The sequence below is a fragment of the Pelovirga sp. genome (assembly GCF_059864205.1).
The window spans coordinates 1-22,708 of sequence record NZ_JCBCBS010000059.1 but is presented as its reverse complement, the minus strand read 5'-3'; the positions used below and the strand labels follow the sequence as shown (position 1 = coordinate 22,708).

Here is a 22,708-nt window from a genome sequence, read left to right as displayed (position 1 = left end):
CGAAAGCATCAAGTTTTAGTCTTCCGTAGCTGTCTCAGATGTTCCAGGCGCTCGCCGATGAGCTTCTCATAGCCACGATCGGTTGGTTGATAATATTGCCGGCCTGCCAGTTGGTCGGGGAGATGCTGCTGATCACTTACGGCACCGGTATAGTCATGGGCGTACTGGTAGTCTTTGCCGTAGTCGAGGGATTTCAGCAATGAGGTCGGTGCATTGCGCAGGTGTTTGGGTACCGGCAGGGCGCCAGACTTGCGTACTTCTGCCAGGGCTTGGCCGATAGCGATATAGCTGGCGTTGCTTTTCGGAGCGCTGGCCAGATAAGTCACTGCCTGGGCCAAACAGATCCGTGCTTCGGGCATGCCGACAAAATGAACTGCCTGCTGGCCGGCTATTGCCACCTGCAGGGCGCGTGGATCAGCGTTGCCGACATCTTCCGAGGCAAACACGACCATGCGCCGGACGATGAACAGGGGATCTTCGCCGGCGTCGAGCATGCGCGCCAGCCAGTAAATAGCGCCATCCGGGTCAGATCCACGCAGGCTTTTGATGAAGGCGGAGATGACATTATAGTGTTCCTCTCCCCCCTTGTCGTAGCGCAGGGCGCGGGTTTGTAGTGCCTCGGCGATACGCGGCAGATCGATGATTTTCTCCCCACCGGACAGGGCCGCGTTCTCTATCACGCCGAGGGCAATGCGGGCGTCACCGCCAGCTTTTTCGGCCAGAAATTCCAGGGCCTCAGCCGTGATCTCAAGGTGGTAGTCGGCCAATCCAGCGGAACTTGTCAGGGCTCTGGTCACCAGGGTTTTGATGGCGTCAGCAGGCAGCGCCTCAAGCACGAAGACCCGTGAGCGTGACAGCAGGGCGGAGTTGATTTCAAAGCTCGGATTTTCGGTCGTTGCACCAATGAGAATAATATCGCCGGTTTCGACGGCCGGTAAAAATGCATCCTGCTGCGCTTTGTTGAAGCGATGAATTTCATCGACAAAGAGCAGGGTCTTGCGGCGATGATAGGCGCGTTGGTTGCGCGCCTCGGTGAGGATTTCGCGGACCTCTTTTAAGCTTCCCATCACCGCCGAGAAAAAAACAAACCGGCTCGCCGTGCGCCGGGCGATCAGGTGGCCAAGGGTGGTTTTCCCGGTTCCCGGCGGCCCCCAGAAGATAGCCGAGGTCAATTGATCCGCATCGATCAACTGCCGCAGAAGCTTGCCCGGGCCGAGCAGTTGTTCCTGACCGACGAAATTGTCAAGATGTTGCGGGCGCATCCGCTCTGCTAATGGGGCCAGACGGTCATTGCTAATGTTATGTTCAAACAGATCCATAGGGTCTTTCATGGTGGCTGATGGGATGGTACAGCTGCTCATAACTCTAGCATGCCGCGTGGTTGTTCACAACAACCGCAATGCGCTCGCAGGATCTTGGAAATGGGATAGACTTAATGCCGGAATTCATGGTAGTTGTGCAGGCCTGTTCCGGGTATAAGAACAGCAGAGAGATCAGGAGTTTGCTGTACATTCAGACGCTTGGGAGCCTACGTTGTGAAGCTGAAAAAAGTTGGTATCTACGCCAAAAAAAGCCACCCCGAAGTCGAGCAGATTGCCCTGTTTGCTATCCAGCGTTTCGCCAGCGCCGGGGTTGAAGTCGTAATTGAGGATGGACTGGCTGAGCAGATCGGTCAGGTCGCAAGTTGCGCTGGAGAAGAGATTCCGTCACAGGTCGATCTGATTCTGGTTCTTGGTGGTGACGGCACCCTGATCTCGGTGGCCCGGCAAATTGGCGACCGTCAGGTGCCGATTGTCGGGGTCAATCTCGGGCAACTTGGCTTTTTGACGGAAATCACCCGGGAAGAATTGCCCGACATGCTCGACAAGCTGATTGCCGGCGACTATAAAATATCCGAGCGCATGATGATCGACGCCCTCATTCATCGTGACGGCAAGGTGGTTGGTGAATATACCGTGCTGAATGACGCGGTGATTAACAAGGGTGCTCTGGCGCGGATCATCGATCTGGAAACCTATGTCGATGGCCGTCATTTGAGTACCTATAAGGCTGACGGGCTGATTGTTTCTACCCCGACCGGCTCAACCGGGTACAGCCTGTCTGCCGGCGGACCGATTATCTATCCCGAGATTAACAGCTTGCTGATCACTCCTATCTGCCCGCACATGCTGACCAATCGCCCGATCATCATCTGGAGTCGCTCGATTATCGAGATTGTGGTCAAGTTTCAGGATGATGTGGTTTTTTTTACTGCCGACGGCCAGGTTGGACACAAGCTGCTTCCCGGAGATCGGGTTGAGGTGCGTCGTTCAGAAACCCGAGCCCGCCTGGTGATCAGCCCTTATCGGGAATACTTCCAGATCCTGCGCACCAAGCTGAGCTGGGGCGAGCGCTAAAAGTAATTTTCCCGTGGAGACCGATTGCAAAGATGATGACAGATCTGATCATCAAAAATTTCGCCATTATCGAACAACTGCATGTCACCTTTGAGTCCGGTTTTACCGTACTGACCGGAGAAACCGGAGCCGGCAAATCAATTATCATTGATGCGGTGAATCTGTTGCTGGGTGGTCGTGCGCGTGGTGAAGTGATCCGTACCGACGCCGAGAGTGCCGAGGTGGAAGCGGTATTCAGTCTGCCCCCGCAAGCGCCGCTCCGCCAACGCTTACGTGCCGCTGAATTACCCGTTGACGATGAACTGGTTGTGCGCCGGACCCTCTCGCGTTCCGGGAAGAATCGAGCCTTTGTCAATGGCACGCTGGTACCGGTGGGGCAGCTGCGCGAATTGATTGGCGATCTGGTGAATATTTACGGTCAGCATGAGCATCAATCCCTGCAGCGTCCGGAAATGCACCTGACTCTGCTTGATGAGTTTGCCGGATTGGTACCGGAACTGACGGCCTACCAGCTGATCTATAAAGACTATTGCCATTTGCAGAATGACCTTGCCCGGTTTGAAGCCGCACTGCGAGAACGCCGGCAGCGTATTGATTACCTGTCTTTTGTTCAGCAGGAGCTCGTCGATGCCAGACTGCAACCGGCAGAGGATGTTGAGCTGGACCAGGAACGCCGGCTGTTGCAATATGCTGAGAAGTTGACCCTGACCAGTAGCGGTGGCTACGCAACCCTCTACGCCAATGAGCAGTCGGTCTGCGAACAGGTTGGCACCATCGCCGCTCAGCTTGATGGCCTGCGCGCTATTGACCCGCTGCTTGGCGGCTTGTCTGAACGCTTGCGTGAAAGCCTGTATAATCTGGAAGATGTCGCGCTGCAGTTGCGTGATTACGGTGAAAAGCTGGAATTTGAACCGCATCGGCAAGAACAGGTGGAAGAGCGCCTGGCCCTGCTTGAACGGCTCAAGCGCAAGTATGCCCCGACCCTGGACGAATTGATTGCTTTCGAACAGCGCACCCGGCAGGAATTAGATGAGCTGACGGCGGGGGAGTCGCGGCGCGAAGATCTGCAGCGTCATTGTGATGAACAGCAGCGGGCACTCATTGTTGCTGCCAATACCCTGAGTATTAAACGTCAACAGGCTGCGCAGCAGTTGGCTGCGGCGGTTGAATTGCAGTTGGCGGAACTAACCATGCCCCAGGCGCGTTTTGAACTACGTTTGACCAGGCTGGAGCAGCCGGGCCCTGATGGCCTGGAGCGTGGTGAATTTTATCTTGCCGCTAATCCCGGCGAACAGGCACAGCCCCTGTCAAAGATTGCTTCGGGCGGTGAGCTGTCGCGGATTATGCTGGCGTTGCGGCGCTGTGCGCCGGTAGGTGACGACCTGATCAGTCTGATATTTGATGAAGTCGATGCCGGCATCGGTGGCGAGGCCGCCACTGCGGTCGGCGAAAAGATCCGGCGTACCGGGCGTGATATTCAAGTGCTCTGTGTGACCCATCTGCCGCAAGTGGCGTCTTTTGCCGATCACCATTACCGGGTCAGTAAAACTACTGCGGGCGACCGCACGACGACTCTGGTCGAATGTCTCCGTAACGCTGAGCGCGAGCGGGAAATAGCCCGCATGCTTGGTGGTTCCCACGTTGGCGAACAGGCGCACATTCATGCCCGCGAGCTGATCGGTCTGTCGCAGCGCCCCGTTATCAACTGATCCGCTTATTGAAGGAGTAGAAGATGATCCGTCGTGCCCGAATTCCCGATGCGCGAACTATCCATCAGCTGTTGCTGACCTATGCCAAAGAGGGACAGCTGCTTGGCCGTTCTCTGGCGGCCATATATGATTCTATTCGTGATTTTTATGTCTACGAAGAAGATGGGCAGATCCTTGGTATCGGCGCTCTGGCAATCTGCTGGGAAAATCTCGCCGAAGTTCGCTCGTTGGCGGTGGTACCGGGACAGTATGGCAAGGGGATCGGTAGGCAAATTGTTGAAAAATGTCTTTATGAAGCCAAAGACCTCGGTTTGCAGAAGGTTTTTGCCCTGACCTATCAGCCTGAATTTTTTAAAAAACTCGGGTTCGTCGAAATTGATAAGGCACAATTGCCACAAAAGGTTTGGGGCGATTGTATTAACTGTGTTAAATTTCCGGATTGCGATGAATTTGCCTTGGCAATAAATGTCTTGGATCTCTGACATTTTTATGATATTAGTGTGCTGTAATAATTATTCGAGAGCTTAAAAAATCGTTGATTCGCTGTCCGTAAGGAACAAGATGGTTAAATCCAGATACTTAAAGTTGATCCTTGTTTCCGCGTCGGGAAGCAGGGTGAGATCTTTACGCATCAGAAAAACTTTCCTGGGTTTTACCCTTTGCTCACTGCTGCTCGGGGGAGTGCTTTTTTTATTTTTTGCCTGGAACTATGTATCACTCCAGATTGAGTTCGAGGAATTACAGCGTCTGCGTGTTGAAACCAGTGATCAACGTCAGAATTTGCAACGTCTGGTTCTCGATGTCGAACGTTTGCAGCAGGATCTCGCCTCGCTGGAAGTATCTGAAGCACGTATACGTCAATTGGCCAACCTTGAAGATGATAGACGTCTGATTCCCGTGGCTATGGGTGGACAGCCTGATAGGGACAATTTGTCGCTCAGCGAGATTCAACAACAGATCAATGCCCTCCAGATCGACATTGAATTGCGTCGCCAGGCACAACAGGATGTTCGCAACCTGCTCAACGATCAAATTTCCATCAGTCGCTCGACTCCCAAAGGCTGGCCGACCCGTGGCTGGCTCTCCTCCTACTTTGGAGAGCGCAAATCCCCCTTTAATGGCCGCACAGTGATGCATGACGGGCTTGATATCGCTGCCAATATCGGTACTTCGGTGACTGCCACGGCTGATGGTATCATTGCCCGGGCGGGATATTCACCGACCTATGGCAATAACCTGGTCATCGATCACGGTTACGGCTATCAAACCCTCTATGCCCATAACTCAAGAAACCTGGTCAAAGTAGGTCAGCGCGTCAAGCGTGGGGAGCGCATTGCCCAGGTTGGGAACACCGGTACTTCCACCGGACCGCACCTGCATTATGAGGTGCATCTAAATGGTGTCCCCATCAATCCCCGGACTTTTCTGTAGACTCCTTATTTTTTAAGCAATTTTAGTGTTTTTGTAGTCATTTTCCCTTCTTTTGATAATGCCCATTAGTGCTTGTGAGCCCTTCTTGCCATGTGTTACTATGCCGCCGTTCAGCAACGGTGACGTCCCTTTTGTCCCCTTGTGAATTCATTTTTCAATCTGTTCAGCAGGGATCAGGGTAATCACATCAAGGGACACTTTGCGCCGTCCATGGCCGTTCGATTGTCGCCGTCCATGGCGACAGACGCCCTTGTCTTGGTAGCTCCGATCCCATGCAACGTGGCTGCTGAACAGATACTTAATTTTTTTCGTATCAGCTTTTTTGTTGATGCTCATTGGAGTTGTACCTCACATGATTCGTCACCTCCTGGTTAAAGTCATCGGTAATAAGAACGAACGCAATCTGAAAAAACTGCAGCCACAGGTTGAAAAAATCAACGCTCTTGAGCCTGAATTCGAGCAGCTAAGCGATGATCAACTGCAGCATAAAACCCTTGAATTCCGTCAGCGATTAGCCAATGGCGAGGAACTTAACCAGTTACTGCCTGAAGCTTTTGCTGTCGTGCGTGAAGCGAGCAAGCGTGTTCTTGGTCTGCGCCATTTTGATGTTCAGTTGATAGGCGGTATGGTTCTCAACGATGGCAAAATCGCCGAAATGAAAACCGGTGAGGGTAAGACCCTGATGTCGACCCTGCCGATCTATCTGAATGCCCTGGTGGGGAAGGGTGTGCATGTCGTTACTGTCAACGATTATCTGGCGCGCCGCGATGCCGAGTGGATGGGAACCATCTACCGCTTTCTGGGGTTGAGCGTGGACTGTATCGTCCATGGACTCACCGATGCCCAGCGCAAGGTGGCTTATGGCGCTGATATCACCTACGGCACCAATAATGAATTTGGCTTCGATTATCTGCGCGACAACATGAAATTCGCCCTGGAGGATTATGTTCAGCGCGAGTTGCATTATGCCATTGTCGATGAGGTCGACTCGATCCTGATTGACGAAGCCAGAACTCCGTTGATTATCTCCGGTCCCAGCGAATCATCCAGTGATCTGTATTACAACGTCAACCGGATCATCCCGCGTTTGCAAAAAGGGGAGGTTATCGAAGAGCGTGACGGCAAGATCGGTCAGACGGTCAAGCGTCACACCGGAGATTATACCGTCGATGAAAAGGCCAAGTCTGCCGCTCTGACCGAACAGGGTGTCGCCAAGGTAGAACAGCTGCTGAATGTCGATAATCTCTACGAGCCTGGTAATATTGAGCTGGTCCATCACGTCAATCAGGCCCTCAAGGCTCACGCCCTGTTTGAACGCGATGTCGATTATGTCGTCAATGAAGGTGAAGTACATATTGTTGACGAGTTTACCGGTCGTTTGATGCCGGGCCGGCGTTGGAGTGATGGCCTGCATCAAGCGGTGGAAGCGAAGGAGGGGGTGAAAATTGCCAATGAAAATCAGACCCTGGCGACTATCACCTTTCAGAACTACTTCCGCATGTACAAAAAACTGGCGGGGATGACCGGTACCGCCGATACCGAGGCAGCAGAATTCCAGGAAATCTACAAGCTCGAAGTGGTGGTGATACCGACCAATCGGCCAATGCAGCGGATCGATAAATCCGATGTGATCTATAAAACCGTCAAGGAGAAATTTTTGGCGACGGTCGAAGATATTATTGATTGTCATCAGCGTGGCCAACCGGTACTGGTCGGCACCATTTCCATTGAAAAATCGGAACTTCTCTCCGAACATCTGAAAAAACGCGGTGTTCCGCACCACGTACTGAATGCCAAAAAGCATGAACGCGAAGCCTTTATTGTCGCCCAGGCCGGACGCAAGGGCTCAGTCACTATTGCTACCAACATGGCCGGTCGTGGAACCGACATTGTTCTGGGCGGCAATCCGGAGATGCTGGCCCGCAGCGAAGCAGCTACGGCCGAAAATCCACAGGCATGTTATGACGAGTTGCTGCCTGGGTATGTTGACCGCTGTCGCGCTGAGCGCGAAGAAGTGCTTGCCGCCGGCGGACTCTATATCCTTGGTACCGAGCGTCATGAATCACGGCGTATCGACAACCAGCTACGCGGTCGTTCCGGGCGTCAGGGCGATCCCGGTCAAAGCCGTTTCTATTTGAGCCTCGAAGATGATCTGCTGCGCATATTCGGTTCCCAGCGCGTTGCCTATGTCATGGACAAGCTGAAGATTCCTGAAGGGGAGCCGATCGAACACGGCATGATCAGCAAAGCAATTGAAAATGCCCAACGCAAGGTCGAATCCCACAACTTTGACATTCGGAAACATCTGATTGAATACGACGATGTCATGAACAAGCAGCGTGAGGTAGTCTATACCCAGCGCCGCGAAGTACTGGCTGGTGAACAGCTCGAAGATACCTATGTGAGTATTGTCAACGAAACCGTTGAAGATATGATCGCTTCTTTTTGCCCCGACAAAACCCCGGCCAGAGAATGGGACTGGGTTCGTCTAACCGAGGATTTCTTCAATCAGTTCTATTTCATGCCGGAGCTAACGACGCTTGATCGTGACACCATTACCCGCGCGGCTTTGGAAACACAGCTGAAAAATCTGGCACACCGGCGTCTGGAAGAGAAGGCTGAAGAATTTACCCCGGAAGTGATGCAACAGTTGATGCGGGTGCTGTTACTGCAGGCCCTTGATTCCCAATGGAAGGATCACCTGCTGTCGATCGACCACCTCAAACAGGGGATCGGTCTGCGCGGTTATGGCCAGAAAAACCCCAAACAGGAGTACAAGCGTGAAGCTTATGCCCTGTTTATGGAGATGATGGGGCGGGTGCGCCAGGAGGTTATCCAGAAGATTTACCGCATTCAGTTGGCGCGCCAGCAGGATGTGGAACAGCTTGAGGCAGAACAGCGGCGCCGCAAGATCATCATGAATCGCTCAGACAGTGAAGAGCAGGGGAAAACACCCATCACGCGCGATGAAGAAAAAGTCGGGCGCAACGATCCTTGTCCCTGCGGCAGTGGCCGGAAATATAAAAAATGCTGCGGTAGGTGAACCCTTTCTTTCGTGCTGAAAAGATACGCTGATGGCAGATCAAAGACAAAAATGGACTCAGGATCTTCCGGCTATTCTGCTCGTCAGTGCGGTGCCGCAGACGCTTCAGGTGTTAAAGGACATCCTGGCGACTGACCGGTATCCGCTGCTGTGTCTTGATCGCGGTGCGGGAATGGCCGGTTTTCTCGATCAGCACCATGTCGGTCTGGTGTTCTGTGATCTGACCCTGCCTGACACCGGCGGCATGGATGTGCTGCGTCTTATTCGCCAGCATAGCCCGGCAATTCAGGTGGTGATGTTTTCACCTGCGCAGGACTTCCAAACTCTGCGTCAGGTCCTGCGTGAACGTGCTCTCGACTATCTAACCCAGCCTTTTTCCCCGGATGAAGTCCTCGAGATTGCCCGCCAGGGGGTCAGCTCCTATTATCACAGCCATCATCAGGATGACGCCCGCCGTGAAGCCCAGCGCCGTATGGCGGACCTGGTACTGCTGAAGAAGGTTGGTGAAACCGCCAGCAGTGGCGGCGATCTGCAACAGTTGTTCGATCAGATTCTTGACTCCATCGTCCAATCTGCCGGGGTTGAAATGGCGTCGTTGATGCTCCTGAAAGAAGACGGTATGCTCCACATTGCTTCGGCATGTGGCCTGGATGCTGCCATTGCCAATAGTGTTCGGGTTGCTTCGGGAGAAGGAATCTCCGGGCATGTCGTCGCTACCGGCGAGCCGGTTCTGGTCACTAATATCGACAAAGACCGGCGCTTTACCAGTCTGGATAGCAGCCATAAATACAAGAATCAATCGTTGTTGTCGGTGCCGATCTTTATTCGGGATAATCTCGTCGGTGTTATCAACGTTAACAATAAGGTTTCCGGAGAGCCTTTTGATCTGGAAGATCAGAGCCTGCTGGTGACCATCGCCAGTCAGGTTGCGCTGGCTATGGAAAACTTTGATCTGGTGCGACATCTGCGCCAGCAGACCGCCATACTTGAACGTACCAATGAAGATCTGGTCAGGTTAAACCGTGCACGTACCCGGCTGGTCTGTAATCTCTCCCACGAATTAAAAACCCCGCTGACTTCCATCATGGGCTATATCGATCTCTCCCTCTCCTTTTATCAAAAACTTAGTGACAGCGAGTTGCAGGAAAATCTTAAACAGGTGCGCGAAGAGGGGGAGCGTCTTGAACGTCTGATCACCGGGATGCTGCGCCTCTTTTCCATCGAGTCAGAACGTGAAATCTGGCGCTGGAAAGCCTTCGGTGTGCCCTGGTCGATTGCAGATGCCTTTCAATATTTCAGCAAGCGCATGACGGATCTGGGGCTGGAAATAGAAATAGATATTGAAGAGGATCTTCCCGATATCTATGCCGACCAGGAAAAATTCGGTATGGCGTTTCACGCCATGATTGACAATGCGGTGAAGTTCAACCGCCGCGGTGGTCGTTTGCGCGTCCGGGCACGATTGCGGCAACATGACGGGCTTGAGTATGTCTATGTGCAGGTTTATAATGATGGGCAAAAGATCCCTGTAGAAGCCCTTGACAGCATCTTTGGTTCCTACACCCAACTGGGCAACATCGATACGGAAAAACCCCACGGCGTCGGCATTGGTCTGGCGTTGACCAAGGTTGTGATTGACCGGATGCTCGGCGATGTCTTTCTCGAAGAGATCGCTGAAGAGGGCACCAGTTTCGGGTTGCTGCTGCCAACCGAACAGACCTACAACATCCTCAAGGGGGATTTATGACAGAGCACGCACTGCCGGCCGGGTATCGTTTTGCTGCTGTAGCCAGCGGCATTAAAAAATCCAACAAGCTGGATATGGCGTTGATTGTTTCCGACTCTCCTGCCCAGTGTGCCGGGGTCTTTACCCGCAACCGGGTGATTGCCGCGCCTTTGCTCGTTACGCGACCGCGCATCGCTACCGGTCAGTGTCAGGCGATCCTTGTCAACAGCGGCAACGCCAATGCCTGCACCGGGGCAGAGGGGGTCGCAGCTGCCGAGCAGACGGTAGCCTTAACGGCTGCAGCATTGGCCATTGACACGGATCTGGTTGCTGTCTCGTCGACCGGTGTTATCGGTGTTCCCCTGCCCTTGTCGCCGTTTGAACGCGCTATTTCGCAACTGGTTGCCGCCTTGTGTCCGGACCAGGCCGAGGCGGTTGCCCGGGCGATGATAACAACCGATGCCTTCACAAAAATTGCCAGTGCTAAAGAGCAGGGTGATAACCCCTACAGTATTCTTGGTCTGGCCAAGGGGGCCGGAATGATTCACCCTGATATGGCGACCATGTTGTGTTTCGTGCTGACGGATGCCCGGATCGACAGCGCATTTCTCCAGGAACTGCTGGATTCTGCTGTTGCTGACAGTTTCAACTCAATTACCGTCGACGGCGATACCTCGACCAACGATACCGTTCTGCTGCTCGCCAATGGTGCTGCCGGGGGACGACTGATTTGCCCGGGGAGTGAAGAGGCGGCGGTTTTTGCCAATCATCTCAATCGGGTGATGCTGGACCTGGCCAAAATGATTGTCAGTGACGGTGAAGGGGCAACGAAAATGGTGCAGATCAAGGTTGTCGGTGCCAAAGATGCCCATGCCGCCCGGATTGCCGCCCGTTCAGTAGCAACCTCTGCCTTGGTGAAAACGGCATTTTTTGGCGAAGATGCCAACTGGGGACGGATCATTGCTGCGGTCGGTTATTCTGGAATCGATCTCGATCAGAGTTGCATCGATATCTGTTTTGATCATGTCCCGATCGTTGCAAACGGCGTGGCCATCGGTCCTGACAATGAGGCGCAAGCCGGCGACATTCTGAAAAAACAGAACTTTGTCGTCACTATCGATCTGCATCTGGGGGCCGGGGAGGCCAGCTACTATACCTCGGACCTCAATTATGAGTATGTCAAGATCAATGCCTCCTACCGTACCTGATCGGCACTCTCCGGCCGCCCTGGCTGCCCTGATCGATCATACCTTGCTGCTGCCAACGGTAACCTCGCAACAGATTATCGATTTGTGCGAAGAGGCCGTTGAATACGGTTTTGCCTCGGTCTGTGTGCCACCAAATCAGGTTTCTCTGGCGGCACAGCGTCTTTATGGCTCGGTAGTAAAGGTCGGCAGCGTCGTCGGTTTTCCCTGTGGTTACAACAACCTGCGGCAAAAAGTTCAGGAGAGCGCCGACCTGGTAGCGGCCGGTGCTGAAGAAATTGACATGGTGATCGCCTTGAATCATCTGCTGGAACATCGTCTGGATCGTCTTGAAGAGGAAATCGCCCAGGTGGTCATGGCAGCGCAACAGGCCGGCGTCAAGGTCATTATTGAATGTTGTTATCTTGACACCGCGCAGAAAATCGCCGCTACTCAGGCTGTCATCAACGCCGGCGCGACTTATGTGAAAACCTCGACCGGATTTGCCTCTTCAGGAGCCGTGCTTGAGGATGTGCAATTGTTGGCACAAATCGCCAGGGGCAAGATCGGTGTCAAGGCCGCTGGGGGGATTCGTAGCTTAAAGGCCTGCCGCGAGATGATTGCTGCCGGAGCAACGCGTATCGGCACCAGTGCGGGGGTAAAGATTGTCGGAGAATTGTCCGCGCTGACAGGTTAATCGGGGGGTCCATGTACAAACGGGTTGTGCTGATTGTTCTTGATGGTGTCGGGGTAGGTGCGTTGCCGGATGCCGCTAACTACGGCGATGAGGATGCGGCAACGCTGCAACATGTAGCGGCCGGAGTCAACGGCATCTCTCTGCCGCAGTTGGAGCGCCTCGGTCTTGGCTGTATTGTGCCGGTTGCAGGGATTACTGCCGTTGCCGCGCCGCTGGCCTGCTGGGGAAAAATGGCGCAGCGCAGTGCCGGCAAAGACTCGGTTACCGGTCATTGGGAACTGACCGGTGTGGTACTTTCACGCCCCTTTGCGACCTATCCTGCCGGCTTTCCAGCCGACATTATCGATCTGTTTACCACCATTGCCGGAACCAGACCTCTTGGCAATATCGCGGCCAGCGGAACCGATATTCTGCGCGATCTCGGCGAACAACACCTGCGCAGCAAGCGCCCGATCATTTATACCAGCACCGATTCGGTTTTTCAGATTGCCGCCCACGAAGATGTCATCCCTCCAGCACAGCTTTACGACCTCTGCCGTGCTACTTTTGAGGTCCTGCAACCTTACAATATCTGTCGAGTCATCGCCCGTCCGTTTCGCGGTGAGAGTTCAGATACCTTTTATCGAACCGGCGGTCGTCATGATTTCTCCTGTCTGCCGCCTGCCGATACCTTGCTTGATCTGCTCCACAAACAGGGGATTGCAACCTGCGGCATTGGCAAAATCGGTGATTTGTTTGCCGGCAGGGGATTGACACATCATATCCCGACAACCGACAACCGCATGGGGATGGCGGAAATCCTTATGGCGCTGGAGCGGATTTCAAGTGGCCTGATTATGGCGAATCTCGTCGATTTTGATATGGTGTATGGGCATCGGGGTGATGTCGCAGGGTTTGCCGCGGCGTTGGTCGAAGTGGATTGCTGGCTGGAGCAGCTGGTGCCGCGCCTTGAAGCGGACGATCTGCTGGTGATTACCGCAGATCATGGCTGCGATCCCGTCACTCCCGGTACCGACCACACCCGCGAATATGTTCCATTACTGATTTATTCACCGGCACAGAATCATCCAAGACCTCTGGGAGTGCGTGACAGTTTCGCTGATTTGGGCGCTACCCTTGCCGAGAACTTTGGGCTAACATGCCCATATGGTAAAAGTTTTTTGTCCGTCATTAGATTGTCGTAGCGCTTTGTGGCGATGTCCCTTGACAACTAAGGAGTAGGGTTATGATAAAGAAGATATTGTTGCTCGTGGTTTGTTGCGCTGTTGCTTTTTCGGTTCAAGCGGCAGAGCTTGAGGTTGTCGATGCCACTATTACGACCGCCATTGAAAACCGGCTGCCGGTGGACAATGTTGAGGTTTATCCTGCTGACTTTGGTAAGTTGTACTGTTTTACCCGGATTGTCGGAGCGAGTCAGGAAACACAGGTAACCCACGTGTGGTATTATGAAGAACAGGAAATGGCGCGGGTTGCCTTGCCGGTACAATCAGCAGACTGGCGTACATTTTCTTCAAAGCGTTTTTTGCCGCAGTGGAGAGGCCAATGGTCGGTTGTTGTAGAGGACGACCAGGGCAAAACCCTGGCAGAAGTGATGTTTCGCCTTGAATAGTGCGGGGTAATATAATTGAAGGGGATGGTCAACCGACCCTCCCCTTCAATGCAATTGGGTAGCTCTTTACTTTTTGCTGCGATTGGCACGTGCCTTGGCCAGATTGTCGGCGAGCCCACGTTCAACCGCCATGAGTCGGCGACTTTCCGAATAATTTTTCGCAGCCAACGATTGTGCGCGGGGAATATCATAGGCTTTGCGATACTCACCGGCTGTCATGCCATGGGCCGTTTTCAAATGGCGTGACAGGGTTTTGAATCCTTTGCCGCAGATCATGCAATAGATAGCGTCCTTGCCAAAAGCTTTTTTGCGACTGACGGCGGGGATTGATTCATCGCTTTGTTCGGGCGCAACGTTTTCCCCTTTTTCCAGTGCCGCCAGGGCGGCATGCACCTCCGTCAGCTCGGCAATCAATTCTTCCTTGGTCATCGGTGTTGTCGAGGCGTGTGCTGCGATAATGTCAGCTGCCATTTTCATTATGGTCGACATACGAGTTAACTCTCCTTTTGCTATTGGTTGGGACTGCTGGTTTTTAGTTGAGTTTTTTTCAATATCAAAATAGCCGTTGATCTGTATCTGTTCAGCACCGGGTCGGGGATCCTGTGGCAAGGATAGAGCTGAATAGTTACGTTGATCTTAACTAAAACATCCGCTAGTAAAAAATCAAGAGGATTTAATTGATTTGGTTGTAATAATTTATAACACACTTTTTTTTGAATTTTTTAGAAATTTGTTGTTGAGCTTCTGTCGTTGTAGGCATAGTCAAAGGTTTCATTGTTATGGAACTAGCTATTTAAGGCACAGATGATGATAAGAGAAACACAAGAAAAAAATGAGATGGATCATTTAGCTCCCGGTGCCTGCTGTAGTGTTAGCAGTAAAGGTCGTTTGCGCCCCGGTAAAGTCTGTAGCATCCGCACAGTTTTTCAGCACGATCGGGATCGTATCCTTCACAGTAAAGCGTTTCGACGGCTGAAGTATAAAACCCAGGTTTTTCTTTCGCCGGAAGGGGATCATTATCGTACACGCATGACCCATACTCTTGAAGTGGCACAAGTGGCACGAACTGTGGCGCGTGCCCTGCAATTGAATGAAGATCTCACCGAAGCGATAGCTCTGGCCCATGATCTTGGACATACTCCTTTCGGCCACGTCGGTGAGCGCGTCCTCAATGAATTGGTGTCGGGAGGATTTCATCATGTCAAGCAAAGTCTGCGCGTTGTTGATGTTCTCGAAAACGATGGCGCCGGATTAAATCTCACCTTTGAGGTAAGGGACGGGATTATTCACCACTCCAAAGGGCAGGTGGGGGCTTTGTCAGCGCCGGCAGCCCGGCGGTCGCAAACCCTGGAAGGGCAGATAGTGCGCCTGGCGGATATCATCGCTTACGTCAGCCATGATCTTGATGATGCTCTGCGCGGTGGAATTATTCATAATGATGATGTTCCCGCAGCTATCGTCGCAGTCGTTGGTGAGCGCCACTCAGTGCGGATTGATCGCATGGTTACTGACCTGATTCGTCAATCGTTACCGGGCAGCGGCCTTGTTCAGCTGTCTGGCGAGATGGATCAGGCCATGTGCGCCCTGCGCAGCTGGTTGTTCGAACATGTCTATCAGGCCCCTTGCGTCCAGGCTGAGTTTGATAAGGCCGCTGCTTTGTTGCGCCAGTTGTTTGGTCATTTTATCGCCAACCGGGACGTTTTCCTCGCTTGTGGTGGTCATCAGTATCCAGGCGACAGTTTGGCGGTTTCGGTGACCGATTTTCTTGCCGGGATGACCGACCGTTTCGCCTTGTCGCTGTATCGGCGACTGTTTTTACCAAAACCCTGGGGAGTGTTTTAGCATCCATCAGTTAGTAGCTTGACACTTTCTAATCTTTATGTTAGCGTCGCCAAAGTTTGCAAGAAAAATCAGCGCTTTTCAAGTGTCGAGGGGTCATGGTCGGAGCACCAGGAAAGAGGCTGATATTTACCCTGGCAGGTATCCGCTTTGTGCTTGATCTGGATCATGTCGTGGAAGTGCTGGAACAGTTGGCCGGCCGGCTTGACTCTCGGCGTAGTGATCTGCGTAAAGGGATTGTTGGAGCATTGGACTTTCGCCATACGGTCATTCCGCTCATCGACCCGACCCTGATGCTGGGACTGGTATCCGCTGCCCATATCTTCCAGCGCAGCGTACTGGTGCTGTGTGGTTCAGAGGGTAACTGGGCTGTTCTGGTTGACCGGGTCGAAGGGCTGGCGCCGGCAGACAGTTTCCGCCGGGCTATTATACCGCCGTTGTTTCAGAGCGCTCCGGGGTTTGCCGGTGCAGAGGTTGTGCTGGCAGAGGACGCGCCGCTTATGGTATTTGAACCGGAACGCTTTTACGGAATCAATCGGGATCTGCCATGAGCGCTTTTGGTCTTTTCCATGCCGGTGATCATGACTATGCTGTACCATTAGCTCAGATTCGCAAAATTGTTCAGGGCAACACCCTTTTTCCGCTTCCCTTATTGCCGGCGGGAATCGATCATGTTCTGGTTCATGAATCAACCCTGGTGCCGATATTGCTGCGTCGTCGGGATGGCAATCGATTGGAACATGACTCAGAATCAGAATATTACATTCTGGTTGATTCGGAATTTGGATCTTTGGCTTTAGCGGCACAACCGGGCAGTCGGATTGTTGCCGACCACAAAGGGATCTTGTCGGTTGCGCGCGAAAGAGAGACGGCCTGGCAGGTTGGTACATTTTTTTATCAAGGGCGGGCTTATAAAATTCTGGATATTGATGTGTTAGCCATGGAAATAAGCCGGGGAAACGGCTCGATTTGCCTGACGCTGTCAGGTGCAAGGAGGCTCAATGAAGAAGAAGCTGCTGCTGGCCGATGACAGTATTACTATTCAAAAAGTCGTCGAAATCATTTTTGCCAAGGAAGGTTTTGAGTTGTTGATCGCCAGTGATGGCGACAAGGCCTTTGATCTGGTTTTGACTCATAAGCCCGACGTGGTGATTGCCGACATCATGATGCCCGGCAAAAACGGCTTTGAACTCTGTCAAGCGATCAAGAGCCATCCCGCTCTGGGGACAACATCCGTGTTGTTACTCCCCGGCGCCTTTGAAGAGTTTGACGAAACCAAAGCGCTCGACGTCTGCGCCGATGGCTGGTTGACCAAACCGTTCGAATCACAAGCGCTGATCGACAAGGTAACAGCCCTTTTTGAGGTGCCACCCTTGCGTCTGGTTAGCGCAGCACAAGTAGAGGCGGAACATGAGGTCTCCGCAGAGACAGTAACGGCTGAGCAGATGGCGCCGGCGGTCGCTGATCTAACAGCTGAAGCCGGGGAGGAAGATTTTTGGGGTGTACCAGAGCTGGATAATGAACCCGCTGATGCGGCCAACGACACCTCTGTTGCCGTGTCATCTTCTGATAGTGAACTGTGGAGCGAGGTTTCTTTTGAGGAAAATGATCTTAAACCGCAGGAATTGCTTGCAGCCAGTGATGAGGATCAAGAAGAATCGGCAGAGCCCGCAGCAGATGATCCCTACCCGTCGGCCCAGGCGTTGACTCCGGAGCAGCTTGCTCCCTATGTGTCTGCTCCGGCCTCATCTGCCCCCCCACGGGAAGATCAGCAAGGCTTCGAAGATCAAGGCGTAACAGCAGAAACCGATTTTGCCGACGCTGCGCACATGGCAGAACCGGGCCCTTCTTTTGAGTTTGTTGCCACAGACGGGAGGGAAGAAGATCACAGCACCGCAACCGTTGATGAATCCGATGATGTGCCTGAGTTGATGGCAGAGGATCTCGAGCAGGAGCAAGCACTGGTCGAGGATTCCGCTACCTTTATCGACCTGACTGCGGCGGATGAAGAGATGGCCGATGAAACTTCTGCTGCCGCTGATGTGAGCATGATGCAGGAAGAAGAACCACTGGGTGCTGACGACATTTTTGATCTGACTGAAGGGGACGTGGTTGAAGAAGAGGAGATCATGATTGCTGCGTCGGAAGAGGTGGCTTCCTTTGAGGCGCCTGCCACCGGGCGCGATGACGATCTTTTTTCGGATGATGTCGAAAAGGTGACGACCGCTGCCGCCGCTGCTGAATTTGCTGACAGCGCAGCAGAAGACGAACTTGAGACTGAGATTGATGCAGAAGAGCAGCTGATAGCAGCAGAGCCGGAAGAAATTGAAGAACTTGAAGCGGAGGCTGACAGTTTCGAGGAATTCGCCATTGTTCCCCCGCTTGTTGCACCTGCTGCCGAGACCCTCGAAGAGCAGCTCCGCCAGTTGCCGGAAGAGGAGATTGCGCAGATTGTAGAAAAAGTAGCCGGCCCGCTGATCGAACGGCTGGCGCGTGAAATGCTCGAGCAGGTGGTCTGGGAAGTCGTTCCCGATCTGGCCGAAACCATGATCAGCGCCGAAATCGAAAAAATCAAGCGCGGAGAAGTTTGAACTGCTGATTGATATTCGCGCAGTTGATTCTTCTAGTTAGTGTTCATCCCGAAACTCTGGATGAACATAATGCAGTTTCCGAATTGGAAACCAGTTAAACACCGGCGGGGAGGCAAAGGAGGTCTTGACATCTTTTGTCTCCCCGCCTTATTGTCGCCTCGGTAGCATCCCACCTGATAAAAATCACATCAATTTCGCAGCACGAAAAAGGACGTACTTACAATGAGCAGGCAATTGCCCAAAGCTTATGATCCGGCACAGATAGAACAGAAATGGTTCGACATCTGGGAACAACGCGGTGATTTTAGCGCCCATGATGATTCACCGCGGCCGGCTTACTCCATCGTTATTCCGCCTCCCAATGTCACCGGTGTCCTGCACATGGGGCATGCTTTAAACAACAGCCTGCAGGACATCCTGTGTCGCTGGAAACGCATGTGCGGTTATGAGGTGCTGTGGATGCCGGGGACCGACCATGCAGGTATTGCCACCCAGAATGTGGTCGAAAAGCAGTTGCATGCCGAAGGGCTCGATCGTCATGAACTGGGTCGTGAAGCTTTTGTTGAGCGCGTATGGCAGTGGCGAGAGACCTCCGGCGGGCAGATTATCAACCAGCTCAAGCGCCTTGGCGCCTCCTGTGATTGGCAGCGCGAACGTTTTACCATGGACGAAGGATTGTCCAGGGCGGTGCGCGAAGTTTTTGTCCGTCTTTACGACGATGGCTTGATTTATCGTGATAACCGCCTGATTAACTGGTGTCCACGCTGTCATACCGCCCTGTCTGATCTGGAAGTGGAACATGAAGACAAAAAGGGGCATCTCTGGCACTTGCGTTATCCGATTATCGGTAGCGACCGTCATCTGGTGGTGGCTACCACGCGGCCGGAAACCATGCTCGGCGATACCGCCGTTGCCGTTGCCGCCGATGATGTGCGTTATCGTGACCTGATCGGCAAAAAGGTGATGCTGCCGCTGGTCAATCGTGAAATTCCGATAATCGCTGATGAGTATGTCGACAAGGAATTTGGCAGTGGTGCCGTCAAGATGACCCCGGCCCATGACTTTAACGACTTTGCTGTCGGTAAACGCCACGATCTGGAATTTATCAATGTGCTTGATGAATCAGGCTGCATTAATGAAAACGGCGGCGCTTATCAGGGCCTGCCGGCAACTGCCGCGCGTCAGCGGGTTGTTGCTGATCTTGATGCTCTGGGCTTGCTCGCCAAGGTCGAGGATTATACCCACGCGGTGGGGGAATGCTACCGCTGTCATGCGGTGATCGAACCCTATATGAGCAAGCAGTGGTATGTCGCCGTCAAGCCCCTGGCCGAACAGGCGATTGCTGCGGTTGAAAACGGGCAAACAGCGATTATTCCCCGCCAGTGGGAAAAAACCTATTTTGAGTGGATGTACAACATCCAGGATTGGTGTATCAGTCGTCAGATCTGGTGGGGGCATCGCATCCCCGCCTGGTTCTGCTCCGACTGTGACCAGATCAGCGTGTCCCTTGAGGATATCAGTGCCTGCCGGCATTGTGGCAGTACTGCCATCGGGCAGGAAACGGATGTCCTCGACACCTGGTTTTCTTCGGCGCTGTGGCCGTTTTCAACCTTGGGGTGGCCGGAGAAGACCCCGGCCCTGGAGAAGTTTTACCCCACCAGTTGTCTGGTCACCGGCTTTGATATCCTGTTCTTCTGGGTTGCGCGGATGATGATGATGGGGCTGCGCTTTATGGATGATGTCCCGTTCAAGGAGGTGTATATCCATGCCCTGGTGCGTGATGCCCAGGGGCAGAAAATGAGCAAGAGCAAAGGGAATGTCATCGACCCCTTGATCATTATTGACGAATATGGCGCCGATGCCTTCCGTTTTACCCTCTGCGCCTTTGCCGCCATGGGACGTGATATCCGTCTGTCTACTGATCGGATCAGCGGTTATCGGCATTTTGTCAATAAATTATGGAATGCCAGTCGTTTTGCGCTCCTCAATCTGGAAGATTTCGATCCTGCAATCATTGACTTTTCCAAGGGGCAACTGGCTCCGGCAGAGCAATGGATTCTGCAGCGCTTCGATTATGCTGCCGTACAGATAAATCAGGCATTAAGCGATTATAGATTCAACGAAGCTGCATCTGTTCTCTACTCCTTCACCTGGCACGAATTCTGTGACTGGTATGTCGAGCTCAGCAAGCAGCCCCTTAACGGTGACGATCCTGTGGCGCGCCGGCAAACCCAGATGGTGCTGTTTACCGTCCTCGAGGGGCTGTTGCGGCTGGCCCATCCGATCCTCCCCTTTGTCACCGAAGAAATCTGGCAGACCTTGCCGGGGCAGCGTCCCAGTCAATCGATTATGCTGGCAGCTTTCCCCAGCGGCAGCGGGGTGAGCGTCAATGAAGATGCCGTTGCCCAGATGGAAACAGTTATGGCGATCGTTTCGGCGATCCGTAATGTGCGCGGTGAGCTGGATCTGCCGCCGGGGCAAAAGATCAAGGTTCTGCTGGACTGTAAAGATGTCGCTACGGTGCAGACCATTCGTGCCGGTGAAGCAGCGATCAGCAACCTGGCGCGGGTCGAGGAATTGCTTGTCGGCGTGGATATTGAGCGCCCGCAGGATGTGGCGACCCAGGTGGCCGGCAGGGTTGAGGTGCTGATTCCCCTGGCCGGGCTGATTGATCTGAAGGAAGAAGCAATCCGTTTGAAAAAAGAGATCGAAAAGGTCCGCAAGGATGTCGACTTTTTTACCCGCAAGCTGGGCAACGAAAAGTTCGTCAGCAACGCTCCGCCCGCGGTACTCGAAAAAGACCGGGCGAAATTGCTGGCGGCGCAGCAGAAGTGTGAGATATTAACCCAGGGTCTTGACAAGATTGTTGCGCTGCAACAATCGAGCGGTTAATTGACCCTGTTGATTCAGATATCTTTTTTGCTCCGGGACCAATTTCTGCATTTACGATGCTTTGTTGATTGGTATTGCCATTAGATTTTGCCAAGCTACCGTTTTTTTTGTTTAAATTTATAACAATGTTTAGTATACAGTATACTGCTTGCACGTGCCGCCCTGAATCTGGTTCAGGGCTTAGCAATATATTGAACGACACCGAAAGGATGTCAGCATGGACAGGAGTATTGAATCCTGGCGTGCACCGCCGCGGCAGTGGTACAGGGCTTGTTTTCAGGAGGAGAGACGGGCCGGGCCTGACGGTAAACGCAGGAGCTGAACAACGCTGATTGAATTCGGGGAAGAACCCTTCATTGGCAATCATTCACACTCTCGAGGGAAATGAACTATGAATTTTTTGACGAACACAGTGGGAAGAAAGATTCTCATGGCTGTGACCGGTCTGTTACTGATCGCGTTTGTTACAGTCCATCTGATCGGCAATCTGTCGGTTTTTGCAGGCCCCGACAGCATTAACGCCTACGCCAAAGCGCTGCAAGATCTCGGTCCCCTGGTCTGGATATTCCGTTTGGCTATGGTTGCGTTGTTTGCCATCCATATCACTTTCGGTATTCAACTGTATTTTGAGAACAAAGCGGCGACGCCTGAACCTTACGCCATTGAAAAAACCCTGGTCACCAGTTTTTCTGCCAAGACCATGATCTTTACCGGCCTGATTATTCTGGCGTTTTTGCTCTACCACCTGCTGCACTTCACCCTTCAGGTCACTAATCCATCAATTTCAGCGGCTAATCTTCCCTTGGATGCTGCCTCACGGCTCGATGTTTACAGCATGATGGTTCTGAGTTTCCAGAAGGTCTTTATCGCGCTGATTTACATTGTTGCGATGATCGCTCTGCTGTTGCATCTGGCCCACGGTATTTCAAGCTGGGTCCAGACCTTCGGCTTGAGTACCGGCCCCAGTCAGGACAAGGTGATCTCCATCGGCAAGGTTCTGGCTATCGTGTATGGTCTGGCGTATATCGCCATTCCTTTGTTTATTCTCGCTCGCATTGTGAAATAGGGGGCTTATTGTGATATTAGACGGAAAAGCACCTGCAGGTCCGATTGAAACTTCCTGGGACAAGCATCGCTTCGATATGAAGCTGGTTAATCCCTCCAACAAACGTAAGTATAAAGTTCTCGTTGTCGGTACCGGCCTTGCCGGTGGCGCCGCAGCGGCTTCCTTAGGCGAACTTGGCTACAACGTTGAGGCTTTCTGTTATCAGGACAGCCCGCGTCGCGCTCACAGTATTGCTGCTCAGGGTGGTATCAATGCCGCCAAGAACTATCCCAACGATGGTGACAGTATTTATCGCCTGTTCTACGATACCGTAAAGGGTGGTGACTTCCGCGCCCGCGAAGCTGACGTCTGGCGTCTGGCTCAGGTTTCCAATAACATTATCGATCAGTGTGTCGCCCAGGGCGTGCCTTTTGCCCGTGACTATGCCGGATACCTCGATAACCGCTCCTTCGGCGGTGCCCAGGTTTCCCGTACCTTCTACGCCCGCGGCCAGACCGGTCAGCAGTTGCTGCTGGGTGCCTACTC

General features: G+C 53.0%; 20 protein-coding genes. 17 read left to right on the top strand and 3 right to left on the bottom strand.

Annotation, left to right across the window (positions count from 1 at the left end; all coding sequences use genetic code 11):
- Positions 1-8 precede the first annotated feature (8 nt).
- Complete coding sequence (locus tag AC6F7T_RS03490) at positions 9-1,319, bottom strand: AAA family ATPase (RefSeq protein WP_500716589.1); 1,311 nt, start codon at positions 1,317-1,319, stop codon at positions 9-11.
- 222 nt (positions 1,320-1,541) lie between these two features.
- Between AC6F7T_RS03490 and AC6F7T_RS03485 the strand changes: the two genes are divergently transcribed.
- The 4 genes from AC6F7T_RS03485 (at position 1,542) to AC6F7T_RS03470 (ending at position 5,536) form a co-directional block, all read left to right on the top strand.
- Positions 1,542-2,396: an NAD(+)/NADH kinase gene (locus AC6F7T_RS03485; protein WP_500716590.1), complete on the top strand. Its 855-nt coding sequence runs from the start codon at positions 1,542-1,544 to the stop codon at positions 2,394-2,396.
- 32 nt (positions 2,397-2,428) lie between these two features.
- Entirely contained in the window at positions 2,429-4,105 is a 1,677-nt protein-coding gene (recN, locus tag AC6F7T_RS03480; RefSeq protein WP_500716588.1) for a DNA repair protein RecN, read from the top strand.
- A 23-nt stretch (positions 4,106-4,128) separates the two neighbouring features.
- Positions 4,129-4,587 carry an N-acetyltransferase gene (locus tag AC6F7T_RS03475; RefSeq protein ID WP_500716587.1) on the top strand — a complete coding sequence of 153 codons (459 nt, stop codon included), beginning with the start codon at positions 4,129-4,131 and terminating at the stop codon, positions 4,585-4,587.
- A gap of 133 nt (positions 4,588-4,720) precedes the next feature.
- Positions 4,721-5,536: a peptidoglycan DD-metalloendopeptidase family protein gene (locus AC6F7T_RS03470; protein WP_500716586.1), complete on the top strand. Its 816-nt coding sequence runs from the start codon at positions 4,721-4,723 to the stop codon at positions 5,534-5,536.
- Positions 5,537-5,683: 147 nt separating this feature from the next.
- Here AC6F7T_RS03470 and AC6F7T_RS03465 read toward each other — a convergent pair whose 3' ends face one another.
- On the bottom strand, positions 5,684-5,872 hold the full coding sequence (locus tag AC6F7T_RS03465) for a hypothetical protein (protein WP_500716585.1): 189 nt from the start codon (positions 5,870-5,872) through the stop codon (positions 5,684-5,686).
- Positions 5,873-5,888: 16 nt separating this feature from the next.
- Between AC6F7T_RS03465 and secA the strand changes: the two genes are divergently transcribed.
- The 6 genes from secA to AC6F7T_RS03435 are packed head-to-tail and all read left to right on the top strand — an operon-like array spanning position 5,889 to position 13,795.
- Positions 5,889-8,579 carry a preprotein translocase subunit SecA gene (gene secA, locus AC6F7T_RS03460; RefSeq protein ID WP_500716584.1) on the top strand — a complete coding sequence of 897 codons (2,691 nt, stop codon included), beginning with the start codon at positions 5,889-5,891 and terminating at the stop codon, positions 8,577-8,579.
- Between the two features lie 31 nt (positions 8,580-8,610).
- Positions 8,611-10,326 (top strand): GAF domain-containing protein, encoded by a 1,716-nt coding sequence (locus tag AC6F7T_RS03455; RefSeq protein ID WP_500716583.1) that lies wholly within the window; start codon positions 8,611-8,613, stop codon positions 10,324-10,326.
- Positions 10,323-11,513 (top strand): bifunctional glutamate N-acetyltransferase/amino-acid acetyltransferase ArgJ, encoded by a 1,191-nt coding sequence (argJ, locus tag AC6F7T_RS03450; protein ID WP_500716582.1) that lies wholly within the window; start codon positions 10,323-10,325, stop codon positions 11,511-11,513. Before AC6F7T_RS03455 ends, argJ begins: the two co-directional genes overlap by 4 nt.
- Positions 11,494-12,186, top strand: coding sequence for a deoxyribose-phosphate aldolase (gene deoC, locus AC6F7T_RS03445; protein ID WP_500716581.1), 693 nt, complete (start codon positions 11,494-11,496; stop codon positions 12,184-12,186). The genes argJ and deoC overlap by 20 nt, the downstream gene beginning before the upstream one ends.
- Before the next feature lie 11 nt (positions 12,187-12,197).
- Positions 12,198-13,370, top strand: coding sequence for a phosphopentomutase (locus AC6F7T_RS03440; protein WP_500716580.1), 1,173 nt, complete (start codon positions 12,198-12,200; stop codon positions 13,368-13,370).
- A gap of 41 nt (positions 13,371-13,411) precedes the next feature.
- A complete protein-coding gene (locus AC6F7T_RS03435; protein WP_500716579.1) occupies positions 13,412-13,795 on the top strand; it encodes a DUF2914 domain-containing protein in 384 nt (127 codons plus the stop codon).
- Between the two features lie 66 nt (positions 13,796-13,861).
- On the opposite strand, the gene AC6F7T_RS03430 is transcribed toward AC6F7T_RS03435, so the two are convergent.
- Positions 13,862-14,284, bottom strand: coding sequence for a MucR family transcriptional regulator (locus tag AC6F7T_RS03430; protein ID WP_500716578.1), 423 nt, complete (start codon positions 14,282-14,284; stop codon positions 13,862-13,864).
- A 315-nt stretch (positions 14,285-14,599) separates the two neighbouring features.
- On the opposite strand from AC6F7T_RS03430, the gene AC6F7T_RS03425 reads away from it, so the two are divergent.
- The 7 genes from AC6F7T_RS03425 to AC6F7T_RS03395 form a co-directional block, all read left to right on the top strand.
- Positions 14,600-15,637, top strand: coding sequence for a deoxyguanosinetriphosphate triphosphohydrolase (locus tag AC6F7T_RS03425; protein WP_500716577.1), 1,038 nt, complete (start codon positions 14,600-14,602; stop codon positions 15,635-15,637).
- A 95-nt stretch (positions 15,638-15,732) separates the two neighbouring features.
- Entirely contained in the window at positions 15,733-16,185 is a 453-nt protein-coding gene (locus tag AC6F7T_RS03420) for a chemotaxis protein CheW (protein ID WP_500716575.1), read from the top strand.
- A complete protein-coding gene (locus AC6F7T_RS03415) occupies positions 16,182-16,664 on the top strand; it encodes a chemotaxis protein CheW (RefSeq protein ID WP_500716574.1) in 483 nt (160 codons plus the stop codon). The genes AC6F7T_RS03420 and AC6F7T_RS03415 overlap by 4 nt, the downstream gene beginning before the upstream one ends.
- Entirely contained in the window at positions 16,636-18,225 is a 1,590-nt protein-coding gene (locus AC6F7T_RS03410; protein ID WP_500716573.1) for a response regulator, read from the top strand. The genes AC6F7T_RS03415 and AC6F7T_RS03410 overlap by 29 nt, the downstream gene beginning before the upstream one ends.
- Before the next feature lie 222 nt (positions 18,226-18,447).
- Positions 18,448-21,117 (top strand): valine--tRNA ligase, encoded by a 2,670-nt coding sequence (locus AC6F7T_RS03405; protein ID WP_500716572.1) that lies wholly within the window; start codon positions 18,448-18,450, stop codon positions 21,115-21,117.
- A gap of 391 nt (positions 21,118-21,508) precedes the next feature.
- Positions 21,509-22,183 (top strand): succinate dehydrogenase cytochrome b subunit, encoded by a 675-nt coding sequence (locus AC6F7T_RS03400; protein ID WP_500716571.1) that lies wholly within the window; start codon positions 21,509-21,511, stop codon positions 22,181-22,183.
- 10 nt (positions 22,184-22,193) lie between these two features.
- A partial coding sequence (locus AC6F7T_RS03395; protein WP_500716570.1) for an FAD-binding protein occupies positions 22,194-22,708 on the top strand: 515 nt, incomplete at its 3' end.